This is a genomic window from Thermobifida halotolerans (assembly GCF_003574835.2).
Lineage (GTDB): Bacteria > Actinomycetota > Actinomycetes > Streptosporangiales > Streptosporangiaceae > Thermobifida > Thermobifida halotolerans.
In genome coordinates, this window is record NZ_CP063196.1 from 1,615,181 (window position 1) to 1,640,858 (window position 25,678).

18 protein-coding genes and 2 pseudogenes are annotated in these 25,678 nt (G+C 73.3%); 10 read left to right on the forward strand and 10 right to left on the reverse strand.

All coding sequences use genetic code 11. From position 1 onward, the window contains the following. Positions 1–88: 88 nt before the first annotated feature. Entirely contained in the window at positions 89–1,333 is a 1,245-nt protein-coding gene (locus NI17_RS07210) for an MFS transporter (protein ID WP_068693470.1), read from the reverse strand. A gap of 129 nt (positions 1,334–1,462) precedes the next feature. On the opposite strand from NI17_RS07210, the gene NI17_RS07215 reads away from it, so the two are divergent. Next, positions 1,463–2,044, forward strand: coding sequence for a LysR family transcriptional regulator (locus NI17_RS07215; RefSeq protein WP_068693398.1), 582 nt, complete (start codon positions 1,463–1,465; stop codon positions 2,042–2,044). Between the two features lie 40 nt (positions 2,045–2,084). Next, a complete protein-coding gene (locus tag NI17_RS07220) occupies positions 2,085–2,864 on the forward strand; it encodes an SDR family NAD(P)-dependent oxidoreductase (RefSeq protein ID WP_068693397.1) in 780 nt (259 codons plus the stop codon). Positions 2,865–3,088: 224 nt separating this feature from the next. Here NI17_RS07220 and NI17_RS24635 read toward each other — a convergent pair. Beyond that, positions 3,089–3,313, reverse strand: a pseudogene (locus tag NI17_RS24635) (RNA polymerase sigma factor); the annotation flags it as partial. Further along, entirely contained in the window at positions 3,289–3,423 is a 135-nt protein-coding gene (locus NI17_RS24400; protein WP_279395516.1) for a hypothetical protein, read from the reverse strand. The pseudogene NI17_RS24635 and the gene NI17_RS24400, both read right to left, overlap by 25 nt. A 23-nt stretch (positions 3,424–3,446) precedes the next feature. On the opposite strand from NI17_RS24400, the pseudogene tnpA reads away from it, so the two are divergent. The 4 genes and pseudogenes from tnpA to NI17_RS07245 all read left to right on the forward strand — a co-directional run. Then, positions 3,447–3,759: pseudogene (tnpA, locus tag NI17_RS07230) on the forward strand (IS200/IS605 family transposase); the annotation flags it as partial. Between the two features lie 398 nt (positions 3,760–4,157). After that, positions 4,158–5,531, forward strand: coding sequence for an MFS transporter (locus tag NI17_RS07235; protein ID WP_068693393.1), 1,374 nt, complete (start codon positions 4,158–4,160; stop codon positions 5,529–5,531). Then, positions 5,528–7,615 carry a molybdopterin oxidoreductase family protein gene (locus NI17_RS07240; RefSeq protein WP_068693392.1) on the forward strand — a complete coding sequence of 696 codons (2,088 nt, stop codon included), beginning with the start codon at positions 5,528–5,530 and terminating at the stop codon, positions 7,613–7,615. The genes NI17_RS07235 and NI17_RS07240 overlap by 4 nt, the downstream gene beginning before the upstream one ends. Continuing rightward, the gene (locus NI17_RS07245; protein ID WP_084012803.1) at positions 7,612–9,048 is read left to right on the forward strand and encodes an FAD-dependent oxidoreductase; all 1,437 of its coding nucleotides are present in this window, start codon (positions 7,612–7,614) and stop codon (positions 9,046–9,048) included. Before NI17_RS07240 ends, NI17_RS07245 begins: the two co-directional genes overlap by 4 nt. A 79-nt stretch (positions 9,049–9,127) precedes the next feature. Here NI17_RS07245 and NI17_RS07250 read toward each other — a convergent pair whose 3' ends face one another. Further along, the gene (locus NI17_RS07250; RefSeq protein ID WP_243597650.1) at positions 9,128–9,916 is read right to left on the reverse strand and encodes a putative protein N(5)-glutamine methyltransferase; all 789 of its coding nucleotides are present in this window, start codon (positions 9,914–9,916) and stop codon (positions 9,128–9,130) included. A gap of 184 nt (positions 9,917–10,100) precedes the next feature. Next, complete coding sequence (locus NI17_RS07255) at positions 10,101–11,048, reverse strand: nitroreductase/quinone reductase family protein (protein ID WP_068693391.1); 948 nt, start codon at positions 11,046–11,048, stop codon at positions 10,101–10,103. 1,588 nt (positions 11,049–12,636) lie between these two features. On the opposite strand from NI17_RS07255, the gene NI17_RS07260 reads away from it, so the two are divergent. Next, on the forward strand, positions 12,637–14,331 hold the full coding sequence (locus NI17_RS07260) for a serine/threonine-protein kinase (RefSeq protein ID WP_068693389.1): 1,695 nt from the start codon (positions 12,637–12,639) through the stop codon (positions 14,329–14,331). A 217-nt stretch (positions 14,332–14,548) separates the two neighbouring features. Here the strand turns inward: NI17_RS07260 and NI17_RS07265 are convergent, their stop codons facing one another. Genes NI17_RS07265 through NI17_RS07285 form a run of 5 tightly spaced genes read right to left on the reverse strand, consistent with a single transcriptional unit; the run spans position 14,549 to position 20,649 of the window. Continuing rightward, positions 14,549–17,500 carry a type I polyketide synthase gene (locus NI17_RS07265; protein WP_243597651.1) on the reverse strand — a complete coding sequence of 984 codons (2,952 nt, stop codon included), beginning with the start codon at positions 17,498–17,500 and terminating at the stop codon, positions 14,549–14,551. Further along, entirely contained in the window at positions 17,497–18,177 is a 681-nt protein-coding gene (locus NI17_RS07270; RefSeq protein WP_068693202.1) for a class I SAM-dependent methyltransferase, read from the reverse strand. Before NI17_RS07270 ends, NI17_RS07265 begins: the two co-directional genes overlap by 4 nt. A 32-nt stretch (positions 18,178–18,209) precedes the next feature. Continuing rightward, a complete protein-coding gene (locus NI17_RS07275; protein ID WP_234402094.1) occupies positions 18,210–19,415 on the reverse strand; it encodes a styrene monooxygenase/indole monooxygenase family protein in 1,206 nt (401 codons plus the stop codon). A 5-nt stretch (positions 19,416–19,420) separates the two neighbouring features. Then, a complete protein-coding gene (locus tag NI17_RS07280) occupies positions 19,421–20,281 on the reverse strand; it encodes a DUF742 domain-containing protein (protein ID WP_341721518.1) in 861 nt (286 codons plus the stop codon). Beyond that, positions 20,278–20,649: a roadblock/LC7 domain-containing protein gene (locus tag NI17_RS07285; protein ID WP_170163024.1), complete on the reverse strand. Its 372-nt coding sequence runs from the start codon at positions 20,647–20,649 to the stop codon at positions 20,278–20,280. The genes NI17_RS07280 and NI17_RS07285 overlap by 4 nt, the downstream gene beginning before the upstream one ends. Positions 20,650–21,752: 1,103 nt before the next feature. On the opposite strand from NI17_RS07285, the gene NI17_RS07290 reads away from it, so the two are divergent. The 3 genes from NI17_RS07290 (at position 21,753) to NI17_RS07300 (ending at position 25,535) form a co-directional block, all read left to right on the forward strand. After that, the gene (locus NI17_RS07290; protein ID WP_068693198.1) at positions 21,753–22,586 is read left to right on the forward strand and encodes an alpha/beta fold hydrolase; all 834 of its coding nucleotides are present in this window, start codon (positions 21,753–21,755) and stop codon (positions 22,584–22,586) included. 169 nt (positions 22,587–22,755) lie between these two features. After that, positions 22,756–23,670 (forward strand): SDR family oxidoreductase, encoded by a 915-nt coding sequence (locus NI17_RS07295; protein ID WP_068693197.1) that lies wholly within the window; start codon positions 22,756–22,758, stop codon positions 23,668–23,670. Positions 23,671–24,449: 779 nt separating this feature from the next. Next, a complete protein-coding gene (locus tag NI17_RS07300) occupies positions 24,450–25,535 on the forward strand; it encodes a ferric reductase-like transmembrane domain-containing protein (RefSeq protein ID WP_068693196.1) in 1,086 nt (361 codons plus the stop codon). Positions 25,536–25,678 lie beyond the last annotated feature (143 nt).

A 25,678-nucleotide genomic window follows, 5' to 3' on the forward strand; every position in this document is an offset into this window, starting at 1 on the left:
CCCGGAGGCGTGGACGTGAAACCGCGGCCCGTTCGCTGGAGACGTGCTTTTGTCGGGGCGCACCGCGGCCCGCTCCCGAGGGGCGGTGTCAGCCGTGGTCGCGGGTCCGTTCCCGCTCGTGTCGCGACGCGGGACCGCGGCGGGGGAGCAGAAGCGGGGTGGCCAGGAGAAGGAGTCCGGCGGCCGCGATCGCGGCGCGGGGATCGGTGGCGGCGGCCAGCAGGCCCCACAGGGCGGTCGTGGCCGCGACGGCGGCCTTGTTCGTGACCGACCACGCGGACAGGGTGCGGACGGTGCGGTCCGCGGGAACCCGGTCGAGCCGGTCGGTGGCCAACACCGGGTTGAACACGCCCATGCAGGTCATCAGCCCGAACTGGACGGCGATGACAAGCACGAGTCCGGTGGTGCCGGGATGGACCAGGGCCAACCCGAGCGGCCAGCACGCGCGCAGCGCCCCGGCGGTGAGCATGACCCTGTGCCGCCCGAACCGCGCGACGAGTCGGCGGGCCAGACGCGAACCGATGAGGCCGCCGACGCAGGGCGCCGCGAAGGCGAGGCCGTACTGCCAGGGCGCAAACCCGAGCGGGCCGAGCATGAGGACGGCGAGCAGCGGCGAGGCCGCCACGATCAGGCTGTTGACCAGGACCGTGTTGAGAAACAGCGGACGCAGCACCGGGTGGGCCAGGATGCACCGCCACCCCTCGAGCAGGTCGCCGACGCACAACGGGGGCACGTCGGTCCGCGCGGGGCGCGGCTCCCTCCCCCCGGTCGCGTAGACGCCCACCGCCGAGAGCAGGTGGCTGACCGCGTTGGCCGCCACGGTCAGCACCGGACCGAACAGCCCGATCGCGGCTCCGCCGAGCGGCGGCCCGAGCACGGTGGCGGTCCAGGTCGTGGACTCCAGTCGCCCGTTCGCGACGAGCAGGTCCTCGGGCCGTACGAGCGCCTTCAGGTACGCGCCGCCGGCCGCGGTGAAGGCGATGCCGGCCGCGGCGACAACGACCGACACGACCAGGAGTTGGACGAAACCGAGCCGGCCGAGCGCGAACGCGACGGGAACGCTCAGCAGCGCCGCGAACCGCACCAGGTCCATCGCGACCATCACCGGCCGTTTGCGGCGGAACTCCACCCACGGACCGAGCGGCACCGCCACCACGGCCCCCACCGCCAACCCCGCTGCTGCCAGCACCGACACCTGGGCCGGCCCGGCGTGCAGCACGAGGATCGCGATCAGGGGGAACGCGTCGAACGCGAGCCACGTGCCGAACGTGCTGACCGCGTACGCCGCCCACAGCCACCCGAACCGCCACCCCAGCGACCGCCCGCCCCCCACGCCCACCACACCCCTCGCCGTCCGTATTGGGCAACTCCGCGTTGACCGGTGACATCAAAGCGAGTCGAGGGTGAGCGGAGCAAACAACCGGCCGTCCCGGCAGACACAACCGGAGGTTGTGTCACTAGGGTGGTCGGCGCGGGCCCCAACGCCGTGCGCATCCTCGTCGCCGTCGCGGACGCCGGACAGTTCCAGGAAGCCGCCGCCGACCTGTCGATCACCCAGCAGGCCGTCTCCAAGCGCGTCGCCGCCCTGGAGAATGACCTCGGCGTGCGGCTGTTCACCCGCACCGCGCGCGGCGCCCGGCCCACCATCGACGGACGGGCGTTCCTGCCCCACGCCCGCGCTCTCCTCCGGGCCGAGAGACGGGCGGTCGCCTCCGTGCGGCCCGGCCGCCGCGCGGTGCGTGTCGACGTGATCGGGCGGCGGCTCGCGCCGGCGGATCTGCTTTCCGACTTCAAGCGCGCCCACCCCGACACCGAACTCGACGCGGTGACCCTCTTCGTCGGCGAACGGACCCGCCTCGTCTGGTCCGCCGACCACAACCTGCGGCGCGTCGCCCTGCGCGATCCGACACCGGTCTACCCGCACTCGCTGGTCTGGCGCGGCGACAACCCGCCCCCCGTGCTCACCGCGCCGCGCGACCACCTCGCCGCCACACGTCCCGACCACCGTGGCGACAAGACCTGGACACCGGGATGGGCGCGGTAATTCGGTTGCCTTCCCGGGCGCTCTCGGAGAGAGTGCGGTCATGATCGACACGGGACTCGTGGACCGGACGGTACTGGTCACCGGCGCCGGGCGGGGGATCGGCGCGGCGATCGCCCGCGCGTTCGCCGCACAGGGGGCACGGGTGGCCGCGCACTACCTGCCCGCGGCGGCCCCGGCGCCCGACGGGGTGCGCTGGGAGCACGAGACACCTCCCGTGGAGGAGGTCGACGCTCTGGTGGGCGGGTTGGACGGGGCGGTGGCGGTCGCGGCGGACCTGGCCGCGCCGGACGCCGCCGGGCACCTGTTCGACCGGGTCGAGGAGCGCCTGGGGCCGGTGGACGTGCTGGTGAACAACGCCGCGCACTGCGAGAGCCCCGACACCGCGGACACGCTCACCGCAGAGGGACTGGGCCGCCACTACCGGGTCAACGCGATCGCGCCCGCCCTGCTCACCGCCGAACTCGCCCGCCGCGCCCGCGCGACGGACCCGCCGTGCGTGGTCAACATCTCCACCGACGCCGCCCGCGCCTTTCCCGGCCAGATCGGCTACGGCACCTCCAAGGCCGCCCTGGAGGCGTTCACCCGGGCCGCGGCACTGGAGCTGGCCCCGCGCGGCATCCGGGTCAACGCGGTGGCCCCCGGGCCGGTGCAGACCGGTTGGATGGATTCCGGCCTGGTCGAGCAGGTCCGCGACCTCGTGCCGCTGGGGCGCGTCGGAGAGCCCGAGGACGTCGCCGACGCGGTGGTGTTCCTCGCCTCCCACCAGGCCCGGTGGATCACCGGACAGGTGCTGCAGGTCGCCGGGGGACATGCCCTGTGACCCCGGGCCGCCTCCCGGCAGGCGGCCGCCGCGGCCTCGCGCTCGCCGAGTCGCTCCAGCAGGTCGACGCCCTCAGCGGTGAGCGCGCGGTCCCAGCGGGCGCGGTCCTGTTCGGCCAGGTCGGTGTCCTCCGGCAGGCGGAACGCAACACCGCAGGCCCTGATGGTCTGCTTGGCGCGGCTGATGCGCTGGGCCGTGGCAGCCTCGGGAACCAGGAAGGCCGCGGCGATCCGCGCGGTGGTCAGCCCACCGACCGCGCGCAGGGTCAGCGCGATGCGGCTCGGTGTGGACAGCTTCGGGTGGCAGCACAGGAACAGCAGGATGAGGGAGTCGTCCCGGTCCGCCGCGGACCCGGCGTCGGCGGGGCGACCGAGTGGTTCGCCGTCCTTGAGCGACACGCGCCGGTTCTCTCGGTTGACATCGTTCACCAGGCGTGCAGGAGGTTCCACATGGCGCGGGCAGCGTGTGCCTGACCGTCGGGCACCGACACCTGGACAGGCGACAGCGCGAGCCGGACGCGGTGCCCGAACTGCCGCCTGACCGTGGTGTCCTTGCTCACGACCACGATCTTCTCGTTGGTTTGTGTCACCGCGCTGGGAGCCAGACCCCGACGTGCGCACCGGTCGCCACGTCGTCTCCCGTCTTCATGTCCATTTGGTGTCCGTCACGAAGTACCGGCGTGGCGTACTCACCGACACCATGCTCGACCGGTGCGAGGAGACCATGCGGGCGGTGTGTGCCGATTCCGGGGCCGAACCGCGCGAGTTCAACGGTGAGGATGACCACGTCCGCCTGCTCGCGCCCGCCCAAGGTGCCACCGTCCAAGCTGGTCAACTCCCTCAAGGGGGTGTCCTCCCGACTGCTCCGCAAGGAGTACGGCGCGCACGTGAACCGCTTGGGACGGCCGTTCCACGAGGCCGACCCCGCCGACCGGCGCGGGGTTCTCGTCCGCGCCGACCCCGACCGGCAGCCCAGCCTCGGCGACGTCTTCGCCGGGCTGGGCCGGGAGACGGGCGCGTTCACGGCCGCCCACGGCGACCGCGAACGGGCCGTGATCGCCGACTACGTGACCAACACCATCGCCGTCCTGCGCGCCCGGACCGAACGGCTCGCCCGGCGAACACGCTGACACCGCCGCCATGCCGACTTCTCACCGCGCGGCCCGGCTCCCCGTGAGCGGACCGTTTCGTGTGTGTTACGCGGTCGGACACTTTCACGCAACAGGCCCTTCCTAGTGTCCTGACCCAGCAGCTCCGAAAACCCAGAGGACCACCCCAGAGGAAGGGCACAAGCGTGGCGACCGAGACCGCAACGTCCCCACAGGAGCAGAAGGGCCGGTGGATCACCCACTGGGACCCCGAGGACGCAACCTTCTGGCGCGAGCGCGGCAGCAGGATCGCCAACCGCAACCTGTGGGCATCGATCTTCGCCGAGCACCTCGGCTTCTCCGTGTGGAGCCTGTGGTCGGTGCTGGTGCTGTTCATGACACCCGAGACCGGCTTCGCCTTCACCCCGGAGCAGAAATTCCTGCTCATCTCCGTCGTCTCCCTGGTGGGGGCGGTGCTGCGCGTGCCCTACACGCTGGCCGTGCCCAAGTTCGGGGGACGCAACTGGACGCTGGTCTCGGTCGGGATCCTGCTGGTCCCCACCGTGCTGGCGACCGTGCTCATCCAGCGGCCCGACACCCCGTTCTGGGTGTTCGTGGTGCTGGCCGCCACCGCGGGCCTGGGCGGCGGGAACTTCTCCTCCTCCATGGCCAACATCAACTTCTACTTCCCCGAGAGCCGCAAGGGCTGGGCGCTGGGCCTCAACGCCGGAGGCGGCAACATCGGCGTGGCCACCGTGCAACTGGTGGGCCTGGCCGTCATCGCGCTGTTCACCGCCCAGGCCGGGCACTTCGTCCCGCTGTTCTACATCCCGTTCCTGCTGCTGGCGCTGTGGGTGGCCTGGCGGCACATGAACAACCTGGCCACCGCCCGCACCGACACCAAGGCGCAGATCGCCGCCACCAGGGAGCGCGACTTCTGGATCATGTCGGTGCTCTACATCGGCACGTTCGGCTCGTTCATCGGCTTCGGGTTCGCCTTCGGCCTGCTGCTGCAGAACCAGTTCGACCGCACGCCCCTGGAAGCCGCCATGGTGACCTTCATGGGCCCGCTGCTGGGATCGCTGATCCGCCCGGTCGGCGGCTGGCTGGCCGACCGGCTCGGCGGAGCCAGGGTGACCGCCTGGAACTTCCTGGCCATGGCCGCCGGCACCGGCCTGGTCGTGGTCGCCACCGTCCAGGGCTCGCTGCCGCTGTTCGTCCTCAGTTTCGGCGCCGTGTTCGTACTCACCGGCGTCGGCAACGGCTCCACCTACAAGATGATCCCCGCGATCTACGCCGCCAAGGCCGAGAACCTCGTCAGTCGGGGCACCCCCCGCGAGGAGGCCGTCGCCCACACCAAGCGGATCGCCAGCTCCATGCTGGGCCTCATCGGCGCGGTCGGCGCCCTCGGCGGGGTCGCCATCAACCTGGTCTTCCGCGAGGCGTTCGCCGCCACCGGATCGGCCACCCCCGCCTTCGTCGCCTTCCTCGCCTTCTACCTGGCCTGCGTGGCCATCACCTGGTCCGTCTACATGCGCCCGCCCGCCGCCGCGCCGACCGCGGAGCCCGCCGCACGATGACCACCACCCACTGCCCGTACTGCGCCCTGCAGTGCGCGATGCACCTGGAGAGCGGGCCGGGCGGCGTCCTCGCCGCCCGCCCCGCGGCCTTTCCCACCAACCGGGGCGGACTGTGCCGCAAGGGATGGACCTCGGCGGAGACGCTCACCGTCGCCGACCGGCTCACCACGCCCCTGCTGCGCAAGGACCGCGGCGCCGAACTGCGGCCGGTCGACTGGGACACCGCCCTCGACCACGTCGCCGACCGGCTGCGCGCCGTCCAGGCCGCCCACGGCCGCGACGCGGTCGCGGTGTTCGGCAGCGGCGGTCTGACCAACGAGAAGAGCTACCAGCTCGGCAAGTTCGCGCGCGTGGCCCTGGGCACCTCCCAGATCGACTACAACGGCCGGTTCTGCATGTCCTCGGCCGCCGCCGCGGGCAACCGCGCCTTCGGACTGGACCGGGGCATGCCGTTCCCGGTCACCGACCTCGACGACGCCGAGGTGATCGTGCTGGCCGGAGCCAATCCGGCCGAGACGATGCCGCCGCTCATGGGCCACCTGTCCGCGGCCCGGCTCGTCGTCGTCGACCCGCGCCGCTCCGGCACCGCCCGCGAGGCGCTGCGCCGCGACGGCATGCACCTGGCGCCCCGCCCCGGCACCGACCTGGCGCTGGCGCTGGGCCTGCTGCACGCGGCCCGCCTCGAAGGGCTGCTGGACGACGACTACATCGCCGAACGCACCACCGGCTTCGCCGCCGCCTGGCGGCACGCCGCGGCCTGGTGGCCCGAACGCACCGAGCACGTCACCGGCGTGCCCGCCGCCCACATCCGCGACGCCGCCCGCCTGATCGGCACCGCCGAAAACGCCTACATCCTCACCGGGCGCGGCGTCGAACAGCACGCCAAGGGCACCGACACCGCCTCGGCGTGGATCAACCTGGCCCTGAGCCTGGGCCTGCCCGGACGCGTCGGCTCCGGCTACGGATGCATCACCGGCCAGGGCAACGGCCAGGGCGGGCGCGAACACGGCCAGAAAGCCGACCAGTTGCCCGGCTACCGCCGCATCGACGACGCCGCGGCCCGCGCGCACGTCGCCTCGGTGTGGGGCGTGGACCCCGACGACCTGCCCGGTCCGGGACGCAGCGCCTTCGAACTGCTGGACGCCCTGGGCACCGACACCGGGCCGCGCGCCATGCTGCTGTTCGGCTCCAACCCGGTCGTCTCCGCCCCCGACGCCACCCGGGTGCGTGAGCGGATGGCCGCCCTCGACCTGCTGGTGGTGGCCGACTTCGTGCTGTCGGAGTCGGCGGCGATGGCCGACGTGGTGCTGCCCGTGACCCAGTGGGCCGAGGAGAGCGGCACCATGACCAACCTGGAGGGCCGCGTCCTGCGCCGCCGCCGGGCCACGGCCCCGCCCGAGGGGGTGCGCACCGACCTGGAGGTCCTGCACCATCTCGCGGTGCGGCTGGGGCAGCCCGCCGAACGCTTCCCCACCGACCCCGACCTGGTGCTGGCCGAGTTGGGCGCCGCCTCCGTCGGAGGGGCCGCCGACTACTCGGGCGTCACCCCGGAGCGGCTGGAGGCGGGCGAGGCCCTGCACTGGCCGGTCCCCTCCGGCGGCGGGCCCACCCCGCGCCTGTTCCTGGACGCCTTCGCCCACCCGGACGGACGCGCCCGGTTCGCCGCCGTGGACCACCGGGCGGCCGCCGAGGACACCGACGCGGAGTACCCGCTGCTGGCCACGACCGGCCGCCTCATGGGCCACTACCAGTCGGGGGCCCAGACCCGCCGTGTCGCGGAACTCGCCGACGCCGAGCCCGAGGCCTACGTGGAGGTGCACCCCGACACCGCCGCGCGGTGCGGCCTCGCCGAGGGCGAGTGGGCCACCGTCGCCTCCCGGCGCGGCTCGACCGTCGCCCGGGTGCGGCTGCGCCCCGACACCCGCCGGGACACCGTGTTCCTGCCGTTCCACTACCCGGCCGAGCAGGCCGCCAACAACCTGACCAACCCTGCCCTGGATCCGACCAGCCGTATGCCCGAGTTCAAGGTCAGCGCGGTGCGACTGCACCCGTGCGCGGGCCGCAGAGGAGGAGAAGACCGGTGAGTCACCAGCCCAGGCACGTCGTTGTCATCGGCCACGGCATGGTGGGGGCCCGTTTCGTCGACGAGGTCGCCCGCCGCGACCCCGACGGCGATCGGCTGCGCGTCACCGTGGTGGGCGCCGAGCCGGAAGGCCCCTACAACCGCATCCTGCTGTCCGAGGTCGTCAACGGCAGACTTGCCGAGGCCGACCTGGCGCTGCCCGAGACCGTCATGCCGCGTCTGACGGTGCGCTCGGGACGCGCCGCCACCGCGATCGACCCGGCCGCGCGCACCGTCGCCCTGGACGACGGAAGCAGCCTCGACTACGACGAGCTGGTCCTGGCCACCGGGGCGCGCGCGGTGCTGCCCCCGATGCCCGGCGCCACCGTCCCCTCCGGCGCGCCCGCCGAGGGCGTCACCGCGCTGCGCGACCTGGCCGACTGCCGCCGCCTGAAGGCGCTGGTGCGCCCCGGAGCGCCCGTCGTCGTCCTGGGCGGCGGCGTGCTCGGCCTGGAGGCCGCGCGCGCGTTGAGCCAGACGGGGGCACGGGTCAACCTGGTGGAGTCCTCGACGTGGCTGATGCGCCGCCAGCTCGACCAGGACGCCGCACGTGTCCTGCAGGGCCACTACAACCGCCTCGGCATCACCGTCCACTCCTGGAAGGTGGCCGTGCGCTGGATTCCCGGCACCGGCCTGGAACTCGACGACGGCCGCGTCCTGGCTGGAGACGCCCTGGTCGTCACCGCCGGGGTGCGCCCGCGCACCGAACTGGCCGCCGAGGCCGGACTGGACGTGGAGCACGCGATCGTCGTCAACGACTCGCTGACCACATCCGACCCGCGCGTCCACGCCATCGGCGACTGCGCCCAGCACCCGGGCGGAGGCGGCGGACTGGTGCAGCCCGGATACGAGCAGGCCGCGGTGCTGGCCGACCTGCTCACCGGGGCCGCCCCGCACGCCCGCTACACCGGGGCGCGTCCGGCCACCCGGCTCAAGGCCGACGGCATCGACCTGGTGTCCTTCGGCGAACCCGACGCCGAGGACGCCGAGACCGTCACCGTCAACGACGCCCACGGCGGACGCTACGCCAAGCTGTCGGTGCGCGACGACCGCGTCGTCGGCGCGATCCTGCTGGGCTTCCCCGACTCCGCGGCCACCATCGGCCAGCTCTACGACCACGGCTCACCGGTGCCCCAGGACCGGCTGGCCCTGCTGCTGGGCGGCGCACTGCCCGACACCTCAGCGGAGGAGGCCGACCCGGACGCGACCCTGGTGTGCCGGTGCAACGCGGTCAGCCGCGCCCGGTTGGAGAGCGCGTGGCTGGACGGCGCCCGCACCAAGGACGCCGTCGCCGCCGCCACCCGCGCCACCACCGGCTGCGGCGGCTGCACCCGTGACGTCAACGCCCTGCTGTCGTCCTGGAACAACGGCCAGCCCGCCCCGACACCGGCCTAGGCGCCAGGCCCGCCGGTCCGCCGCGGTCACGACCGGGTGTTGGACGTGACCGCGGCGGTGGGACCGGTGCGGGTTCCGGTCAACGCCGTGCCGCGATGACGACGGTGGCGTCCCGCTCCTCGCAGTGGGCCACGCGCGGCAGCAGTCCGCCGCGGGCGGCCGCGGCGGCGGTGCGCGGGGCCTGGCGCTCGCTGGTCTCGACCAGCAGGTGGCCGCCCGGGGCGAGCCACGACGGTGCGGCGGCGATCACCCGCCGCTGGACGTCGAGGCCGTCCGCGCCGCCGTCGAGCGCCGTCCTCGGTTCGTGCGCGCGGGCCTCCGCGGGCAGCAGGCCGAGCTCCTCGGTGGGCACGTAGGGGGCGTTGGCGACCAGTACGTCGACGCGGCCGCGCAGCTCCTCGGGCAGGGCCGAGTACAGGTCACCCTCGTGGACCCGGCCCTTCCCGGCGAGGTTGCGGCGGGCGCACCGCACCGCGACGGGGTCGATGTCGGCGGCGTGCAACTCGATGGGCCCCAGTGCCGCGGCGAGCGCGGCCCCCACCGCGCCCGAACCGCAGCACAGGTCGACGACAACAGCGCACGGCGGGGCCAGGGCCGCCGCCCGGCGGACGAGGAACTCGGTGCGGCGGCGCGGCACGAACACCCCGGTCTCCACCGCGATCCGCAGCCCGCAGAACCCCGCCCACCCCAGGACGTACTCCAGGGGGCAGCCGCCGGCCCGCCGCTCCACCATGGCGGCCAGTTCGGTCGGGGTGCGTGCCGCGGAGACGAGCAGGCGTGCCTCGTCCTCGGCGAACACGCACCCGGCGGCGCGCAGTTCGGCGGTGACGGACAGGAGGTGACGAGAAGAAGGCACGGGAACCGGCACAGGCAACCTTTCGGGAGGCCGAAGGGGCTCTCCCGGGGGCCTATGCCGGTCCGACCACACGGCCGCAGGAGGGGAGCGCCCATCGTGACACGGGAATGGGACTCACCTCCTCGGTTCCCGCGGACAGGGACATGACGAACCTACTCGCTCCGCGCCGCCGCACACCACAGCTTTTCCCGTCGGCTTAGTCTGCGCCCGAAGACGGTTGCGGACCTCCGGGCGGGAACGGGACGGCTGCCAGGAGGGGCAGCAGTTGCTCCTCCTCGTAGTCCAGGTGGGCCTCCAGATCACCCGCCATCCGGTCGAGTTCGGCGCGGAACCGGTCGGGGTCGGCGGTGGACACCTCGGCCAGCAACGCCACCAGTTCGCCGCGGACGCGCTCCACCGCGCGGTGCTCGGCGCGCAGCCGTTCGACCGTCTCCTTCAGCTCCGGGTGCTGCTGTTCCAGCGCGGGCAGTACACCGGCGTCCTCGGCGGTGTGGTGGAAGTGCAGGCCCTCGCAGAAGGCCAGGCAGTGCTGGCGGATCTGCAGGCCCAGACCCACCGGCGGCCGCTCGTCCGCCTCCGCGCGGGTCGCGAGGTAGGCGTCGGTCTCGGCGCGGACGTGGTGGAGTTGGCCGCGCAGCCACGTGTGGATCTCGACGAGCTTGTCGGCGAGACTGGCCGCCGCGCCGTCGTCCTCGGTGAGGCGCTCCAACGCCACCACCGGAATGGTCCGCCCGGTTCTGGCCTGGTAGTCGCCGTAGCCGGGGTCCCGGCGCACGATCTCGGCGAACAGCCGGTCGCGTTCGGCGCCTTCCAGGGGGACCGCGATCGCGCCGAAGGTCTTGGCGCCGACCTCGACGCGCGCCGCCGGGTGGGCGAGCAGGTTGCGGTACCAGTCGGGATGGCGGGGCGCGCCGCCGGCCGAGGCGACGACCAGCAGCCGTTCGCCGTCGCGGAAGTAGCCCAGGGGAGTGGTGTGCTCCCGGCCGGACCTGGCGCCCACGGTGGTGAGCAGCAGCAGGTCACCCCCGAGGGGGCCGTCGACGCGGCCCCTGTTGGCGCGGAACTCCTCGACGACGGGCCGGTTGAAGTCGCTGACGTGTGGTTCGGTGTGGTTGAACGGGTTCGGAGGCTCGGACGCGGACAAGCTGAGGGCTCCTCGGAAATCTTTGGGATACGGCGGTTCACGGGACGAGCGTCGCCCGGTCGCGCCGTCGGCGGACGGCGGAGCACGAGCACGGGAGCAGGAAGTCCGCGTGGGAGCGACGGGCCGGGAGGGCACTCTGGGGCACGGGTCCGTGGCGGTCCGAAACGGCCGGAAGCGGCCACGGACAACGAGAACGCGACGGCGCGAGGCGCGGCGGCCGTGTCAGGCGAGGGGCGTCTGTGGACTCATGACTGGCTCCCCGGAAGATGATGGTGCCTCCATGCCGCCGCCGTCCACCTGGTCGGCGACACGCGGCACAAGATCCCATTACAGACGGTGGCGACCGCGCCGTCAACCCCGTTCCGGGCAAGGAGCCTCAGCCGCCGGTCGGGGCGGTGGCGCGGTCTGGGCCCCGGCGCAGCAGCACCAGCGCGACCACGGCGGCCCACGCCGGTCCCGTGGTGATCGAGAGCCGCCGAGCCCGCCCACCTCGGCAGGGCCCCCTGCTGGGAGAATCCGAGGCTCGCCAGGAGGAGGCAGCCGACGAGCACCGCGGCACTGAGCACGCGGCAGACCGCGAGCGCCCACGGCGGCCGCGCACAGAGCAGCGGGCGAGGGCCGGGCAGGCCAGCGGAAAACCGGGGAAGAACGGCGTCGACGCGCCGCCGTGGGCCGCGCCGAGCGGGATGTACACCGGTGCGCCGGGAGTTCCGGGCGGACGGCCGTTCGCCGGGTCCCCGGGGAAACGGCCCGGCTCCGACCAGTCCGATCCCGCAGGCCCCCAGCAGCCACGGCTCGACTCCCGCGGCTACCCCGCACCGCAGGAGCGCGCGTCTCGGTACCACGGGAAGCCCCGGGGACAGGCACGGGCCCGCCCCACCACGCGGTCCCCGCGCGAGCGCGGCCTCGAAAGGACCCGCGCGCACCCGTCTGGCCACGTCCGTGCGGATGCGGGATGGCCGCGGTTCGTCGCCGTGCCGGAGTGCAGGGGATCCGACACGGCCGCACCCTCATCAGGACCGACCGGTACCCCCCGCCTTCCAGACCTGCTCCGTCTGCGGGGACAGGGACGCCCCAGACCCCTCCATGTCCGTACGTGGGCGTGTCCGGTGTGCGGGTGTGCCGGGTCGTGACGTCAACGCGGTGGTCAACGTCGCCCGGGTGGTCGGACCGGCCGTGTCAGCCGGGCCCCGCCGCGCGACCGTCCCGAGCGTGCGAGGCAGCGCGCAGCAGGGGAGAAAGCGCAGGTAAGACCGGGCCCTGTTCCGGCGCAGCGCTACAAGCGGGAACCCACCGAGGCGGTCGTGCGACCGTGGTGGGAACCCCCTCTCGGGGACGGGAGCGGAAGCCGCCCCCGGTGGCTCGAATCGTCATCGGTACGGACCCGCGTGCGATCCTGTCCAGGAGTTTCCCGGCCGAACCGCTCGACGGCAGCGGCCCGGCGGGGCGGGACCCTGTCGGGACCGGTCCGACAGGAGCGGAGCACCGGGGAGATCCACCGCCGAAGACGGGTCCGGTGACCGAATCCGCCGGTGGACTGCGGTAAAGAAGAAGGAAAGCAGTAGCGGTTGGTCCGAGGGAGTCGTGGGTGCGGTCCGAGATGGTGCTGGCCGGCCGGTACCGGCTGGAAGAGCGACTGGGACGCGGCGGAATGGGCGAGGTGTGGCGGGGTTTCGACCCGCACCTGCAGCGTTCCGTCGCCGTCAAACTCATCGCCGGGGGAGGAGGTGACGACGAGGCCCTGATCCGGCGGTTCCAACGTGAGGCGCGCATCGCCGCCAACATCCAGCACCCCGGCATCACCGCCGTGCACGACTTCGGCCGCCACGACGGCCAACTGTTCCTCGTCATGGAGCTGCTGCGCGGCCGCGACCTCGCCGCGCTCCTCGCCGACCACCCCGACGGCCTGCCGCTGGACCAGGTGGTGTCGGTCGCCACCCAGGCCGCCGACGCGCTGCAGGCCGCGCACGCCCACCGGGTGGTGCACCGCGACCTCAAACCCGGCAACCTGTTCCTGCTCGACAGCGGGCACGTCAAGATCTGCGACTTCGGGATCGCCCACATCGCCGACGCGACCAGCCAGCTCACCGCCGCCGGAACCGCGCTCGGCACCCCGGCGTTCATGCCCCCCGAGCAGTGGAAGGGCGAGGAGGTCGACGCCGGCAGCGACGTCTACGCGTTCGGCGGCGTCCTGCACACGATGCTGACCGGCAGCGTCCCCTTCACCGGCACCCTGCCCGCGCTGATGGCCCAGCACCTCACCCAGCCCCCGCCGCCCGTCCGCGCCGACCGACCCGACGTCCCCGCCGAACTGGCCGACCTCGTGGCTCGGATGATGGCCAAGGATCCCGCCGAGCGGCCCGCCAGCCACGACCTGAGCGGACTGATCCGCCGCGCCGCCGGGTCCTCCGCCGCCACGGGAGCCTCCCCGACGGCCGCGGCGACCCCCGCCCCGCCGCCCGCCGCGGCCACCCCGGTCCCGCCGCATGCGACCGCATATCCCGCCACGGGCCATTCCCGGCCCCCCTCGCAGCCGGTCCATCCCGGCGGCACCGCGGCCCCCGCGGCGGGCGACCCCCACACCATGTTCACCCTGGGACTGCGCCACAGGGAGCAGGGCGACGTCGCCGGAGCCGAGTCCTGGTACCGGCGCGCCGCCGAGGCGGGCCACCTCGACTCCATGTTCAACCTCGCCCTGCTCTCCCGGGAGCGCGGCAACATGGCCGAGGCCGAGTCCTGGTACCGGCGCGCCGCCGAGGCGGGCGACCCCGACGCCATGACCAACCTCGGCACCCTCCTCAAGGACCGCGGAGAGGTCGCCGAGGCCGAGCAGTGGCACCGGAGAGCGGCCGAGGCGGGCCACGTCGCCTCCATGCACACCCTCGGCAACCTGCTGTACGGCAGGGGCGACGCAGCCGAGGCCGAGCAGTGGTGGTGCCGCGCCGCCGAGGGCGGCAACATCCGCGCCATGGGCCTGCTGGGCAATCTGCTGGAGCAGCGGGGCGACGCGTTCGGCGCGGAGCAGTGGTACCGGCGCGCCGCCGAGTCCGGTCACCTCGACGCCATGGTCAACCTCGGCGTCCTGCTGGAGAACCGCCGGGACCTGTTCGGCGCGGAGCAGTGGTACCACCGCGCCGCCGAGGCGGGCGACATCGACGCCATGGTCAACCTCGGCAGTCTGCTGTACGACCGCGGCGACGTGGGCGGAGCCGAGTACTGGTGGCGCCGCGCCGCCCAGACCGGCAACACCCGGGCCATCCACAACCTCGGCAGACTGGGGTAGGACGGCGGAATCCTTCCCACCCCAGGAGCCGGGCTCCCTCCTCCAGACGCCCCACGGCCGCGGCGAGAACGCTTCCGGACTCCGCCCCGTACGTCTCGACCAGGAGGTCCAGGGGAAGCGGGGCGGCGCGGCGGGGAGCAGTTGTCGGCAGCCCTTCCTGGTAGAGGCGGATGGCGGGGTCGGGTCTGCGTGGTGGGGCGGAAGCGGTGCGGAGACGTCACCGTGAACTCCTTTCTCCCCGCGCGCATGCGGGGGTGGTCAGTGCGGTGAGGGCCTGGGCGAGGCCCGCCGCGGTGGTGGTGTCCGCGAGCAGGGTGCGCACGGGCAGGCGGGCCAGGGCGGGGTGGGCGGCGCGCAGGGCGTCGCGCAGTCCGATCACCGCGACCGAGGTCAGGCCGAGGTCGACCAGCGACGCCTCGGGGTCGACGTCCTCCGCAGGAGTACCCAGGGTGTCGGCGAGCAGGGACACCACCGCTCGGGTCACCCCGCCCGCGTCGGATGTGGTGAGCGCGTCGGCCAGGGTGGGGACATCGGTTTCGGTCGCCACGGCCGTGCGGCCGTGGTTCCAGCAGACGGGTAGGCCTACTGGTGGTTGTATCGGTTCGGGCCAGCGGGTGGGGGTGTGTCCGTTCGTGTGGAGGGCGGCGAGTTGGTCGAGCAGGGCGGCGTGGTCGTCGCGGCGGTCGTCGCCCGCGGCGATGACCGTCACCGCCCGGTCAGAGGTGGTGCGGGCGGCGGGGCCTGCTGGTGGGCGGGTCAGAGCGGCACGGGCGGGGCCAGCCAGGACGGTGCGTCCCCCGAGTTCCACCACAACCGCGTCGGTGCCCGCGGCGAGGGGCAGGGTGTCGGTGAGGCGGACGGGGGAGCGCAGTTGCCGGGCCCAGTAGGCGGCGTCCAACCGCGTCCCGTCGAGGGGGCGGCACTCGGCGGTGGAGTGGAAGACGGCGGTGCCGCCGCGGGGGGCCAGTCCGTGCAGTGCTTGGGTGAGGCGGGGCAGCAGGGGTTGCACGGCGGGTGAGTGGGCGGGCACGTCGTGGGCCACCCGACGGGCGAAGACCCCCTGGGCGTCCAGGGCTTCGCGGAGTTCCTCCAGGGGGCGGGTGGGGCCGCTGACGACGGTGGCGTCAGGAGCGTTGCGCGCGGCCACCACCAGCGTGCCCGCATGCCGGTGAACGGTGATGGCCTCTTCGGCCTGTTCGCGGGTGAGGTCGGTGACCAGCAGGCCGCCCAGCGGTTCGGTCTCGGCGAGCAGGGCGGAGCGGGCGGCGACCACGCGGGCGGCGTCGTCCAGGGTGAGCGCTCCGGCGGCGTGGGCGGCGGCGACCTCGCCCAGGGAGTGGCCGATCACCGCGTCGGGGGCATATCCCCAGTGTCGCCAGGTCGCGGTCTGGGCGGTCTGGGTGAGCCAGATGGCGTGCTGGGCGGTCTCGAACCCGGTGATCGGCTCGCCCGGCCGCCACGGCTGGCGGCCCAGGTGGGCGGCCAGCGCGGCACGGGCCTCCTCCAGTGCCTGGCGGAACACCGGCAGGGCCGCATAGCAGGTGGCGGCCATGTCCGCGTGCTGGGAGCCGTGCCCGGCGAACATCCACACCAGCCGCCCGGGCTTCTCGGGTGCGGTGTGCGGGCCGACCAGGGCCGGATGGGTGCGGCCCTCGGCCAGCGCACGCAGCGCCTCGGCGGCCTGCCCGGGGGTGGTGGCGACCACGGCGGCCCGCACCTTCTCGTGGGCGCGCCGGTGCTGCGCGGTCGACGCCGTCGCGCCCAGATCAGCGTCGGCCACCACCGGAGCCCAGGCCGCGGCGGTGCCGCGCAGCCGCACCTCGCTGGGGGCACTGACCGCCAGGAGTCGGTGGGCGGGGGACGCGGCGGTCTCCTCCGCGGGCGGCGTGCCGGGGGCCTGTTCCAGGACGATGTGGACGTTGGAGCCGCCCAGGCCGAAGGCGCTCACGCCCGCGGTACGCGGCCGAGAGGTCTGGGGCCAGGGCTCCGGCCGGGTGGGCACACGCAGCGGCAGCCGCGCCAGGGAAGGGCGCAGGCGCGTGTGGTTGGGCACCGGAGGCAGGACGCCGTGGTGGACGGCCAGTGCGGCGGCGGCCGTGCCGACCAGGGCGGAGGCGCCCTCGGCGTGCCCGAAGACGGACTTGACCGAGCCGACGGGCAGTCGGTCGGCGCGGGCGGTGGCCGCCACCTGGGCCAGGGCCCGGCCCTCGGCGGCGTCCCCGGCCGCGGTTCCGGTGCCGTGAGCCAGGATGTAGTCCACACTGGCCGGGGCCAGGTCGGCGTCTGCGTAGGCGGCGCGCAGCAGGTCCCGCTGCGCGGCCGCGCGGGGCGCGTACAGCCCGGCCGGGGAACGGCCGTCGGTGTTGACCGCTGAGCCGCTGACCAGTGCGTACACCCGGTCACGGGACCGCGTGGCGGTGTCCGTGCGGCGCAGGACGAGGGCGAGTGCGGCCTCGCCGCGCACGTACCCCTGTCCCCGTGCGTCGAAGGGGCGGCAGGTTCCGTCGGGGGCGAGTACCCCGGCGTCGGCGAATCCGGCGGTGATGCCGGGATGCCGCAACAGGTTGACGCCGATGACGATGGCGGTGTCGACCTCTCCGCTCTGCAGGGCGCGGCGGGCCAGGTGCAGGGCGGTGCCCGCCGCCGAGCAGGCGGTGTCCACGGTGATCGAGGGGCCGCGCAGGTCCAGGTGGTAGGAGACGCGGTTGGCCAGCATGGAGAACGTCAGCCCGGACAGGTCGGCCATCCGTACCGGGGCACCGGACCGCAGGGCCAGTGCGGCCTGGTCGGGGGCGGCCACTCCGGCCCACACGCCGGTCGCGGTGCCCGCCAGCGACGTCAGCGGAATGCCCGCGTCGGCCAGCGCCTCCACGGCCACCTCCAACGCCAGGCGCTGCTGGGGGTCCATGCGTGCGGCCTCGTGGGCGGGAACGCCGAAGAAGCCGTGGTCGAAGGCGTCAACGTCGTCGATCACCCCGGCAACCCACGGCCGCTCCGGGACCTGGTCGGAAGACAACTGCGGGAGCATGCGCTCCCACCGTGCCGGAGGGATGGGGCCGGTCAGGTCCCGGCCTGTGACCAGGGCGTCCCACAACCGGTCGGGACCGTGGACGCCGCCGGGCAGGCGGACTCCGATACCGGTGAGCGCGATGCGGGGAGGCGGGGTCATCGGGCCTCACCCCGCCAGAGCGCGGCGCATCCGTGCACGTCGACGCGCACCCCGGTGGACCGCTCGGCCAGCGCGAGGTCCAGGTCGGCCAGGGAGTCGCCTCCGTGGGCGAACCAGCCCCGGGTGTTGTAGTGGCTCATGAGGCGGCGGGCCAGCCGGTTCGGCGCCACGCCGCGGGTCAGGATGGTGGCTCCGGTGAAGAGGCCGCCCGGCCGCAGGGCGCGCGCGGCCTGGTCGAACAGCGCGGCCTTGGCGCCGATCCCCTGGCCGGGGAGGGCGCGGACCACCATGGAGGCGGTCACCGAGTCGGCGTGCGACTCCGGCACCGGCCACGCGTCGAGCACGTCGGCCCGGTGGGCCCGCACGGGCCACCGGTCACCGGACCTGCGTCGGCAGACCTGGAGCGGCCCGGAACGGTGGTCGAGCAGGTGCAGGGCGCGGATCGGACGATCGTGGGGCAGGCGGGCCGGGAAGTGGCCGTTGCCCGGGCCGACCTCGACGTGGACCGGGCCCACCGTCTCCCGGTGGAGGATGTGCGGCACCGTGTTGGGCACGCCCCGGGCCAGGCGGTGGCTGAAGCCGATGACGTAGGGGGTGTAGAGCCAGCGCAGGCTGAACGGGCGGTACAGGCCGGGGTCCGGGGAGGCCGAGAAGAGCCGACGAGGGGATTCGGGCATGCGGAACCTCATCATCAGGGGAGAAGAGGGAGTCAGGTCGCGAGGCGGGCCAGGGCGTCGGGGGTGTCGAAGGCGGCGATCCAGGCGTCGGCCGCGGCGGGGTCGGCGGCAGCGCGGGCGAAGCGGGCGGTGACGCTCTCGGGCAGCGTGCCCGTCCAGAACGCGCTGACCATGTCGACGAACGCGGCCACGTGGCGGCCGTGGGCTCGCCAGTAGGCGTCGAAGGTGGCGTTCAGGAACGCCTCGTCGAACGGTCCGTCGTGGGAGAGGATGCGCTGGGCGTAGACGGTGGCGGCCAGGGTGGAGGCGGCCCAGCCCTGGCCCGAGGCCGGGTCCACGGTCATGACCGTGTCCCCCAGGCCCAGAACCCGCCCGCCGCAGGGCAGGACGCCGACCGGGCAGCGCACCGCCGGACGGACGCGCCGGTGGACCGGTGCGTCCACCGGCGCGGCGCGGTGGCAGCGGCCGTACAGATCGGGCGCGTGGACGCGGAGCCGGTCCGTGAGTGCCGCGGCGATGTCGACGTGGCGCGCGGCGGGATCGGGCGCGCAGTCCAGCGGCCCGCCCGGGGCGCCGACCACGAGCAGGGCGTGGGCGGGCCCCCACGGGCTGAGCACAGGCACGCACAACACCTCCCCGCAGGGGGTGGTGACCACGTCGGCATCGGCCTCGCCCGGCTCCAGTCCGACCAGGTGGGCCTGGGTGACAGCGCGTTCCCGCAGGGCGGAGGTGCGGCGTGCGGGATCGGGTGGGAACAGACGGCCGAGTTCGCCGTCTCCCACGGCGAGCACGATCAGATCGTAGCGGCCCATGCGGGCGAAGGCGTCCAGATCGCCCACGGTCACCCCGTAGGTGTGCACCCGGCCGCCGCGGTCCTCGAACGCTGCCAACCAGTCCGCCAGCTTCACCCTGGGATCCACGGCGACACCCGCACCGGGCAGGCGGCCGGTGAATCCCAGGGGATCACCGGCCTCGGGACGGGCCTGGAGGCCCACCGCGGTGAAGGTCGGTGCGGCCACGCCCGCGTGGGAGCCGGAGGCGACAGCGGCAGGGGACCAGAAGTCCAGCCCCGCCGCATGCTCGGCGGCCAGCGTGGACGGAAGCGTGAACTGCGCGAGCGGCACCGGAGCGGACCGCAGCTCCTCGACCGTGCGGTGGTTGAACAGCTCCACCTCCACCCCGGCGGCGTGCAGCAGATGGGCCAGCAGCAGCCCCGACTGCCCCGCCCCCACGACCATGACCCTCACCACGCACCTCCCGCCGCCGCGCGGGCCGCGTGCCGCAGCGCGTCGCGCAGCAGGAACCGCGCCGACTCCGGACTGCGGACATCTGTCAGCACCACGGGGGTGTCGCCGTCGGTCCGCAGCATCTCGCGCACCCGGCCCGCGTCCGGCAGCACAGTTCCGGGGAGGGCGTCGACGCCCACCGCGTACGGCAGGCCGCGTTCCTCCAGCCAGTCCACCGCCGGACAGGACTCCTCCCACCGGGCCGGGTGGACCATGACCACCGCGCCGGAGGCGCCCCGCCACAGCCCCAGGTCGTCCCACCAGGCCGGACGGGCGTCGGCGGAGACGTGGGCGGCGGCCAGGACTCCTTCCACGCCTCCGTCCAGGGGAAACCGACCCCACTCCCGCACCGTCGTGGTGACGCGCCCGCCGGGGGCCGGGAGCCGTTCGCCCACCGCCACCGGCGGCACGGTGGAGGCCGCGCCCAGCAGTGTCGTCGTGCCCGACGACGGGCCGCCGACCACCACGATCTTGACCGCGGCCAGCCCGACGCCGCCGTCCCGCTCGCCTAGGGCGGCCTCCAGCACCGCCCGGCCGGGACGCACGGCACTGACCTCCACCAGGCGGGCGTCCACCAGGTGGCTGACGAGTACCTTGACCACCCCCGCCGGCAGCGCCAGACGCAGTGCCAACTCCACCACCGTCACGGGCCCCGCGGCACTGGCGAGGGCGTGCCACAGCTCCTCGCCCACGTCGCCCAGCCCACCGGGAAACTCCCCCGCGTGGCGGGCGCGGACCAGGGTGTGCTCCGCCACCAGCACCTCGGGACAGTCACGTCCCGGGGGAAGGCCACGAAACACCGTGCCTCCGGCGCTCACGCGGCCCCGCCCCTCAGAGCCGTGTCGGCGCGGCAGGGGGCGTCCAGAACGTGCCCGGCGTTCTCGGCCAGCACCGCCAACCGTGATCCGCCGCCGGCCGCCGTCGCGATCAGGTGACCGCGCTTCATCCGCAGCGGCACCTGCTCGGTCCGCCCCCTGACGAACAACTGCGCGGCGCCCTCGGTCAGGGACCGCGTACCGGCCACGATCGCGGCCGACCGCTCGCCGTGCTCCCGGGGAGATCCGGCCGACGAGGCGGGCAGCAGCCCGTCCGCCGACACCACCACCGCGTGCTCGACGCCCGGCGCCGTCTCCACCAGGCGGGACACCAGCCAGGTGGATTCCTCTGATGTGGAAGGCAGGCTCATCGACGCCTCCCGGTCCGTGAAACAACGAGAAGAATCATGGTTCGAGTCTTGACCGCGTCGGTCCGGGACTCCATGTATGCCCGGCATGGCATCGACATGGAGCGCGCGTGGTCCCGGAGTGGAGCGCCTATCCGCTCTCCCCGGGGAGCCGAGGTGACCGTCCGCACCGACCGCGGAGGGCTCGCCGAAGGTCGCCGACCCATCGGTCGGGGGCTTCCGCGGGGCGAGGCGGCTGCCGCGATCGCGGCGGTGAGGTTGACGCGGTTGTACCAGGCGGCGCGGTCGCTGCCGAGAAGGCGCCGAGCGGGGGTTCACAACCGTCGTCTTCCGCCCGTCGAGGTCGGGGGCCGGGCGCCCGAACCCCGCCTGCGGTCGGTGCGCCACCGTGAACGGCCCGGGGGCCGTGCGGTGGCCGGTCAACGGTGGACGGGGCGGCGGAATTCCTCCGGTGCGGCAGTGGTTTCTGTCCTAACTCCCAGATACAGGTGAGGGGAATCATAAGGATGGTCCTCCCTGCTTTTCGGTGGAGTGGTGATCCTGCGCACAATTCCTCCTCACTCCGATCGCGCGGTCCTTTTCTCCCGGCAGGGACCGCCATTGTGAACCGGTGGGCGGCACCGGGGCCGCGGTTTCCGGCACCGCCCACCAGAATGCCGATCGGTTTCAAAGGCCCCGGTCGGATCGGACGGCGGTTCGGTGGTGCGCGGAGAGGCCGGATCTGTTGCGTCCCCCGCTCCGTTCCCGTCCGCCCCGGCGCTCTGACCAGCACGGTCGCGCGCTCCGGACGCGCTTCCTCCCGGTGGTCGGCGAGGGGGAGGCGGACGGTCGGCTTTTGCGGGGCGAGCGCGCGGTGCCCGGTCGGCGCCGGCGCTGCGCGGCACATTCCCTCCCGAATCCTCTCCCTGGTTCCGTGACAGTCCACTGATAAAGTCCCGCGGACACCGGATAGCACTACTCTTCGCGGTTCGGCTGGTTTCCGGACGCATGCGGGGCTAGCGTGAGGCGTCGGCAAGAAACCGTCCGCGTGGAGTGCGCCCGGGGCCGCCGGGGCCGCGCGACTTCTCGGAACTCACAATTCACCGCTACCGGAACCGGAGCGCCATATGCCCTTCCTGACCGTCGGCACGGAGAACTCCGCTCCCATCGGGACCTACTACGAGGACCACGGAAGCGGTCGGCCCGTCGTCCTCATCCACGGCTACCCGCTCAACGGCCACTCCTGGGAGAAGCAGAAGAGGGTCCTGCTGGAGGCCGGCTACCGCGTCATCACCTACGACCGGCGCGGTTTCGGCCGATCCAGCCACACCACCGTCGGCTACGACTACGACACCTTCGCCGCCGACCTGAACACCCTCGTCGAGCACCTCGACCTCGCCGACGCCGTCCTGGTCGGCTTCTCCATGGGCACCGGCGAGGTCGTCCGCTACCTGGGCAGGTACGGTTCGGCCCGCGTCAGCAGGGCGGCGCTGCTCGCCCCGCTCCAGCCGTTCCTGCTCAAGACCGACGACAACCCCGAAGGCGTCGACAGGAGCGTGTTCGACGGCATCCAGGCCGCGATCGTCGCCGACCGGTTCGCCTACTTCAAGGCGTTCCTGGACGACTTCTACAACACCGACGTCCTCGGCGACACCCGGATCAGCCCCCAGGCGTGGCAGAACAGCTTCACCGTCGCCGCGGGCTCCTCGGCCCACGCCACACTCGCCTGCGTGCCGACCTGGCTCACCGACTTCCGCGCCGACCTGCCCCGCATCGACGTCCCGACGCTGGTGGTCCACGGGGACGCCGACCGCATCCTGCCGATCGAGGCCACCGCCGACCGGCTGCCCGCCCTCATCAAGGACCTGAGGTACGTCACCATCGAGGGCGGTCCGCACGCCATCAACTGGACGCACGCCGAGGAGGTCAACGACGCCCTGCTCGACTTCCTGAGCAGCTGACCCCGCGCGGTTCCCGTCTTCCCCGCGGACTCCGCGAGACGGGGACCGCGCCCGGCATCCCCGGAAACCACTCCGGTTCCTGACAAGGGGTGTCAGGAACCGGAGGCAGTATTTCCCCCGACCGGCGACCGCACGGCGACGGACGTGTGGAGAGGATGTGGGGGAGTCGATGACGGCAGTACTGGAAGGCAGAGTCGCCCTGGTCGCAGGGGCGACCCGCGGAGCGGGGCGGGGGATCGCGGTCGAACTCGGCGCGGCCGGGGCGACCGTCTACGTGACCGGACGCAGCACCCGGGAGCGGCGCTCCGAGTACGACCGCCCCGAGACCATCGAGGACACCGCCGAGCTGGTCACCGCGGCGGGCGGCCGCGGCATCGCGGTCGAGGTCGACCACCTGGAGCCGGACCGGGTCCGCGCCCTGGTGCGACGCGTCGAAAGCGAGCAGGGGCGGCTCGACGTCCTGGTCAACGACATCTGGGGCGGCGAACCGCTCTTCGAGTGGGGCACTCCCGTGTGGGAGCACGACCTGGAACGCGGACTGCGGCTGCTGCGGCTCGCGGTCGAGACCCACGCCGTCACCAGCCACCACGCCCTCCCGCTGCTGCTGCGCACTCCCGGCGGACTGGTGGTGGAGATGACCGACGGCACCGCCGAGTACAACGCCTCCCGGTACCGGGTCTCGTTCTTCTACGACCTCGCCAAGGCCGCCGTACTGCGCATGGCCTTCGCTCTGGCGCACGAACTGGGTCCGCGCGGCGCCACCGCGGTGGCGCTGACACCGGGATGGATGCGCTCGGAGATCATGCTGGACCACTACGGGGTCACCGAGGACACCTGGCGGGACGCCCTGGACCGCGAACCGCACTTCTGCATCTCCGAGACCCCGCGCTACGTCGGGCGCGCCGTCGCGGCCCTGGCGGCCGATCCCGGGGTCTCCCGCTGGAACGGGGCCTCGCTGTCCAGCGGTCGACTCGCGCGCGTCTACGGCTTCACCGACCTCGACGGCAGCCAACCGGACTGCTGGCGTTATCTCGTGGAGGTGCAGGACGCCGGAAAGCCCGCCGACCCGACCGGATACCGCTGAGCCGGGGCCGGGCAGCGGCGACGGCGCCGAGCGGATCGGGGAGGTGGAGCGGACCGCAGGACGGAAACCTTGTAATCTACAACATAAAGGAGAGGGGTGTTCTCAATCGACAGCTCACACGGGGAGGAGAGGGGCGGTCGATTTCCGAGAAGCGGAGCGAAGAGGCCGTACCACTCGCCCGGAACGCCTCCGAAACCGGGATGAGTTTCCGGCGGGACAGACCTGGATTCGGGTTCCACCCGTGGGAGGCCGTTGGATTCCGACCCAGTCCTTCGGATACAGGAGTGGCTTCCCGGGTTTCCGCTTTCTGGGTGTCCGCAGCGTTCGCAGAAGCAGCGGGAGTGCGCCGGACAGGCGGAAAGACCCCTGCGCGCAGCGGTGGGGAAGTCCGGTGCGGAACCGGCGCAGCCCACCCGGTCCCGAAAGGGTCCGGATCGTGGTGCCCCGACCTCTAAGGACAACGCGTCCCGCGTTTTCCTCCCCGATCGGCGATTTCCCGAAAACATCCGCGGACGGCTCTCACCCGCCTTCCGGTTTCCGGGTCTGGACAGCAGTGCGGCGAAGGTGGTAAGGCTTCTTCAGGAAAACGGAAACACGGAAACACGGCGATCACCCCGTATCATCCGCGGAAATTCCGTCACGACCACGTCGAGTCCGTTGTTCGACGGGGTGGAAGCTCTCGCCGTGCTCCCGGCTGTCCAGTTCCCGCGGACGCGTGCGCGGCGCTCGTCGACCAGGGCGCGCCGGTGAACGAACGTGCAGGAAGCGAGAGACCGTCCATGACCGGACCCACGGAGTCCTCCTCCCAGCCCGGTTCCCCTTCCGCACCCCGGCACGCCCCGCGCCCGCGGGCCGACTGGGCCGCGCTCGGAGCCGATCTGCGGGCCGCCGTCCCCGACGCGATCGCGGCGCTGGTCGTCACCGCCGTGATCTTCGTGGTGCTCTATGTCCGCATCGATTCGGGGAGTTCGCAGACCCTGCAGGTGATGCCCTTCCTCGCAGACGCGGACGAGTACTGGATGTACTGGCTGTGCCAGGCGTTCGGCTGGTCCGCGCTGCTGTGGGCCTGGCTGACGGTCATGCTCGGCCTCGTCCGGTCCAGCGGCCGACCGCGCTGGATGCCGTTCGGCCACGCCGGTGTCGAGCGGTGGCACCGCACGACCGGTCTCACCACGATCGGGCTGATGTTCGCCCACGCGTTCATGTTCTTCGCCGAACTGGTCCGCGGCAACGAGGACGGACTGGGCTGGGGAGCCCTGCTGCTCTCCGCGTTCGTCGACGTCTTCGTGCCCGGCGGGTACTCCACCGGGACCGGGCGGGTGGCGATCCTGCTCGGACTGATCGCGCTGTACCTGTCGATCCCGCTCGGGCTCGCCTACTACTTCCGGTTCAGGACCGGATCGCGGTTGTGGCGGGCGCTGCACCGGTTCATCGTCGTGGTCTATGCGCTGAGCGTGTGGCACACCCTGCTCTACGGCACCAACGTCTGGTTCGGCGGGTGGTTCCGCACCACCGTGTGGGCTCTCCAGGTGCCGGTCGCGGCGCTGCTCCTCGTCCGACTGCTGGCCCCCGCACGGCCGGGTGAACGTCTACGGCTGCGGGACCCGGCCGCACGTCCCCGCTTCCTTCCCGCGGCGGCCCGGCTGGGCGGCCGGATCGCGGTCGCGGCCAGCGTCGTGGTCCTGCTCGGCGTCACGATCACCGGACGCGACGGGGGACGGGTTCCGGGTGAGGAGGCCGGTGGGATGGTGGTGGGCCCGGGCACGGTGTGGGTGGGGCTCGCACTGCTGCTTCTTGTCATCGCGGTCGTGGTCCGTGCGGTCGGACGCGGTGGGCGCCCCGCACCGGACAGGTCCGGTGGATGAGCGGGGAGCGGACCGGCGGTCACCGTCTTCTGCCGTCCGGATCGCCGCCGGTCGGTTTCGCTTCCGGGCCGGGTGCACGCAGCGGCAAGGAACTGCGCACTGATCGTCAATGGCGCTCTGACGGTACGTGAGCACGCTGGGAG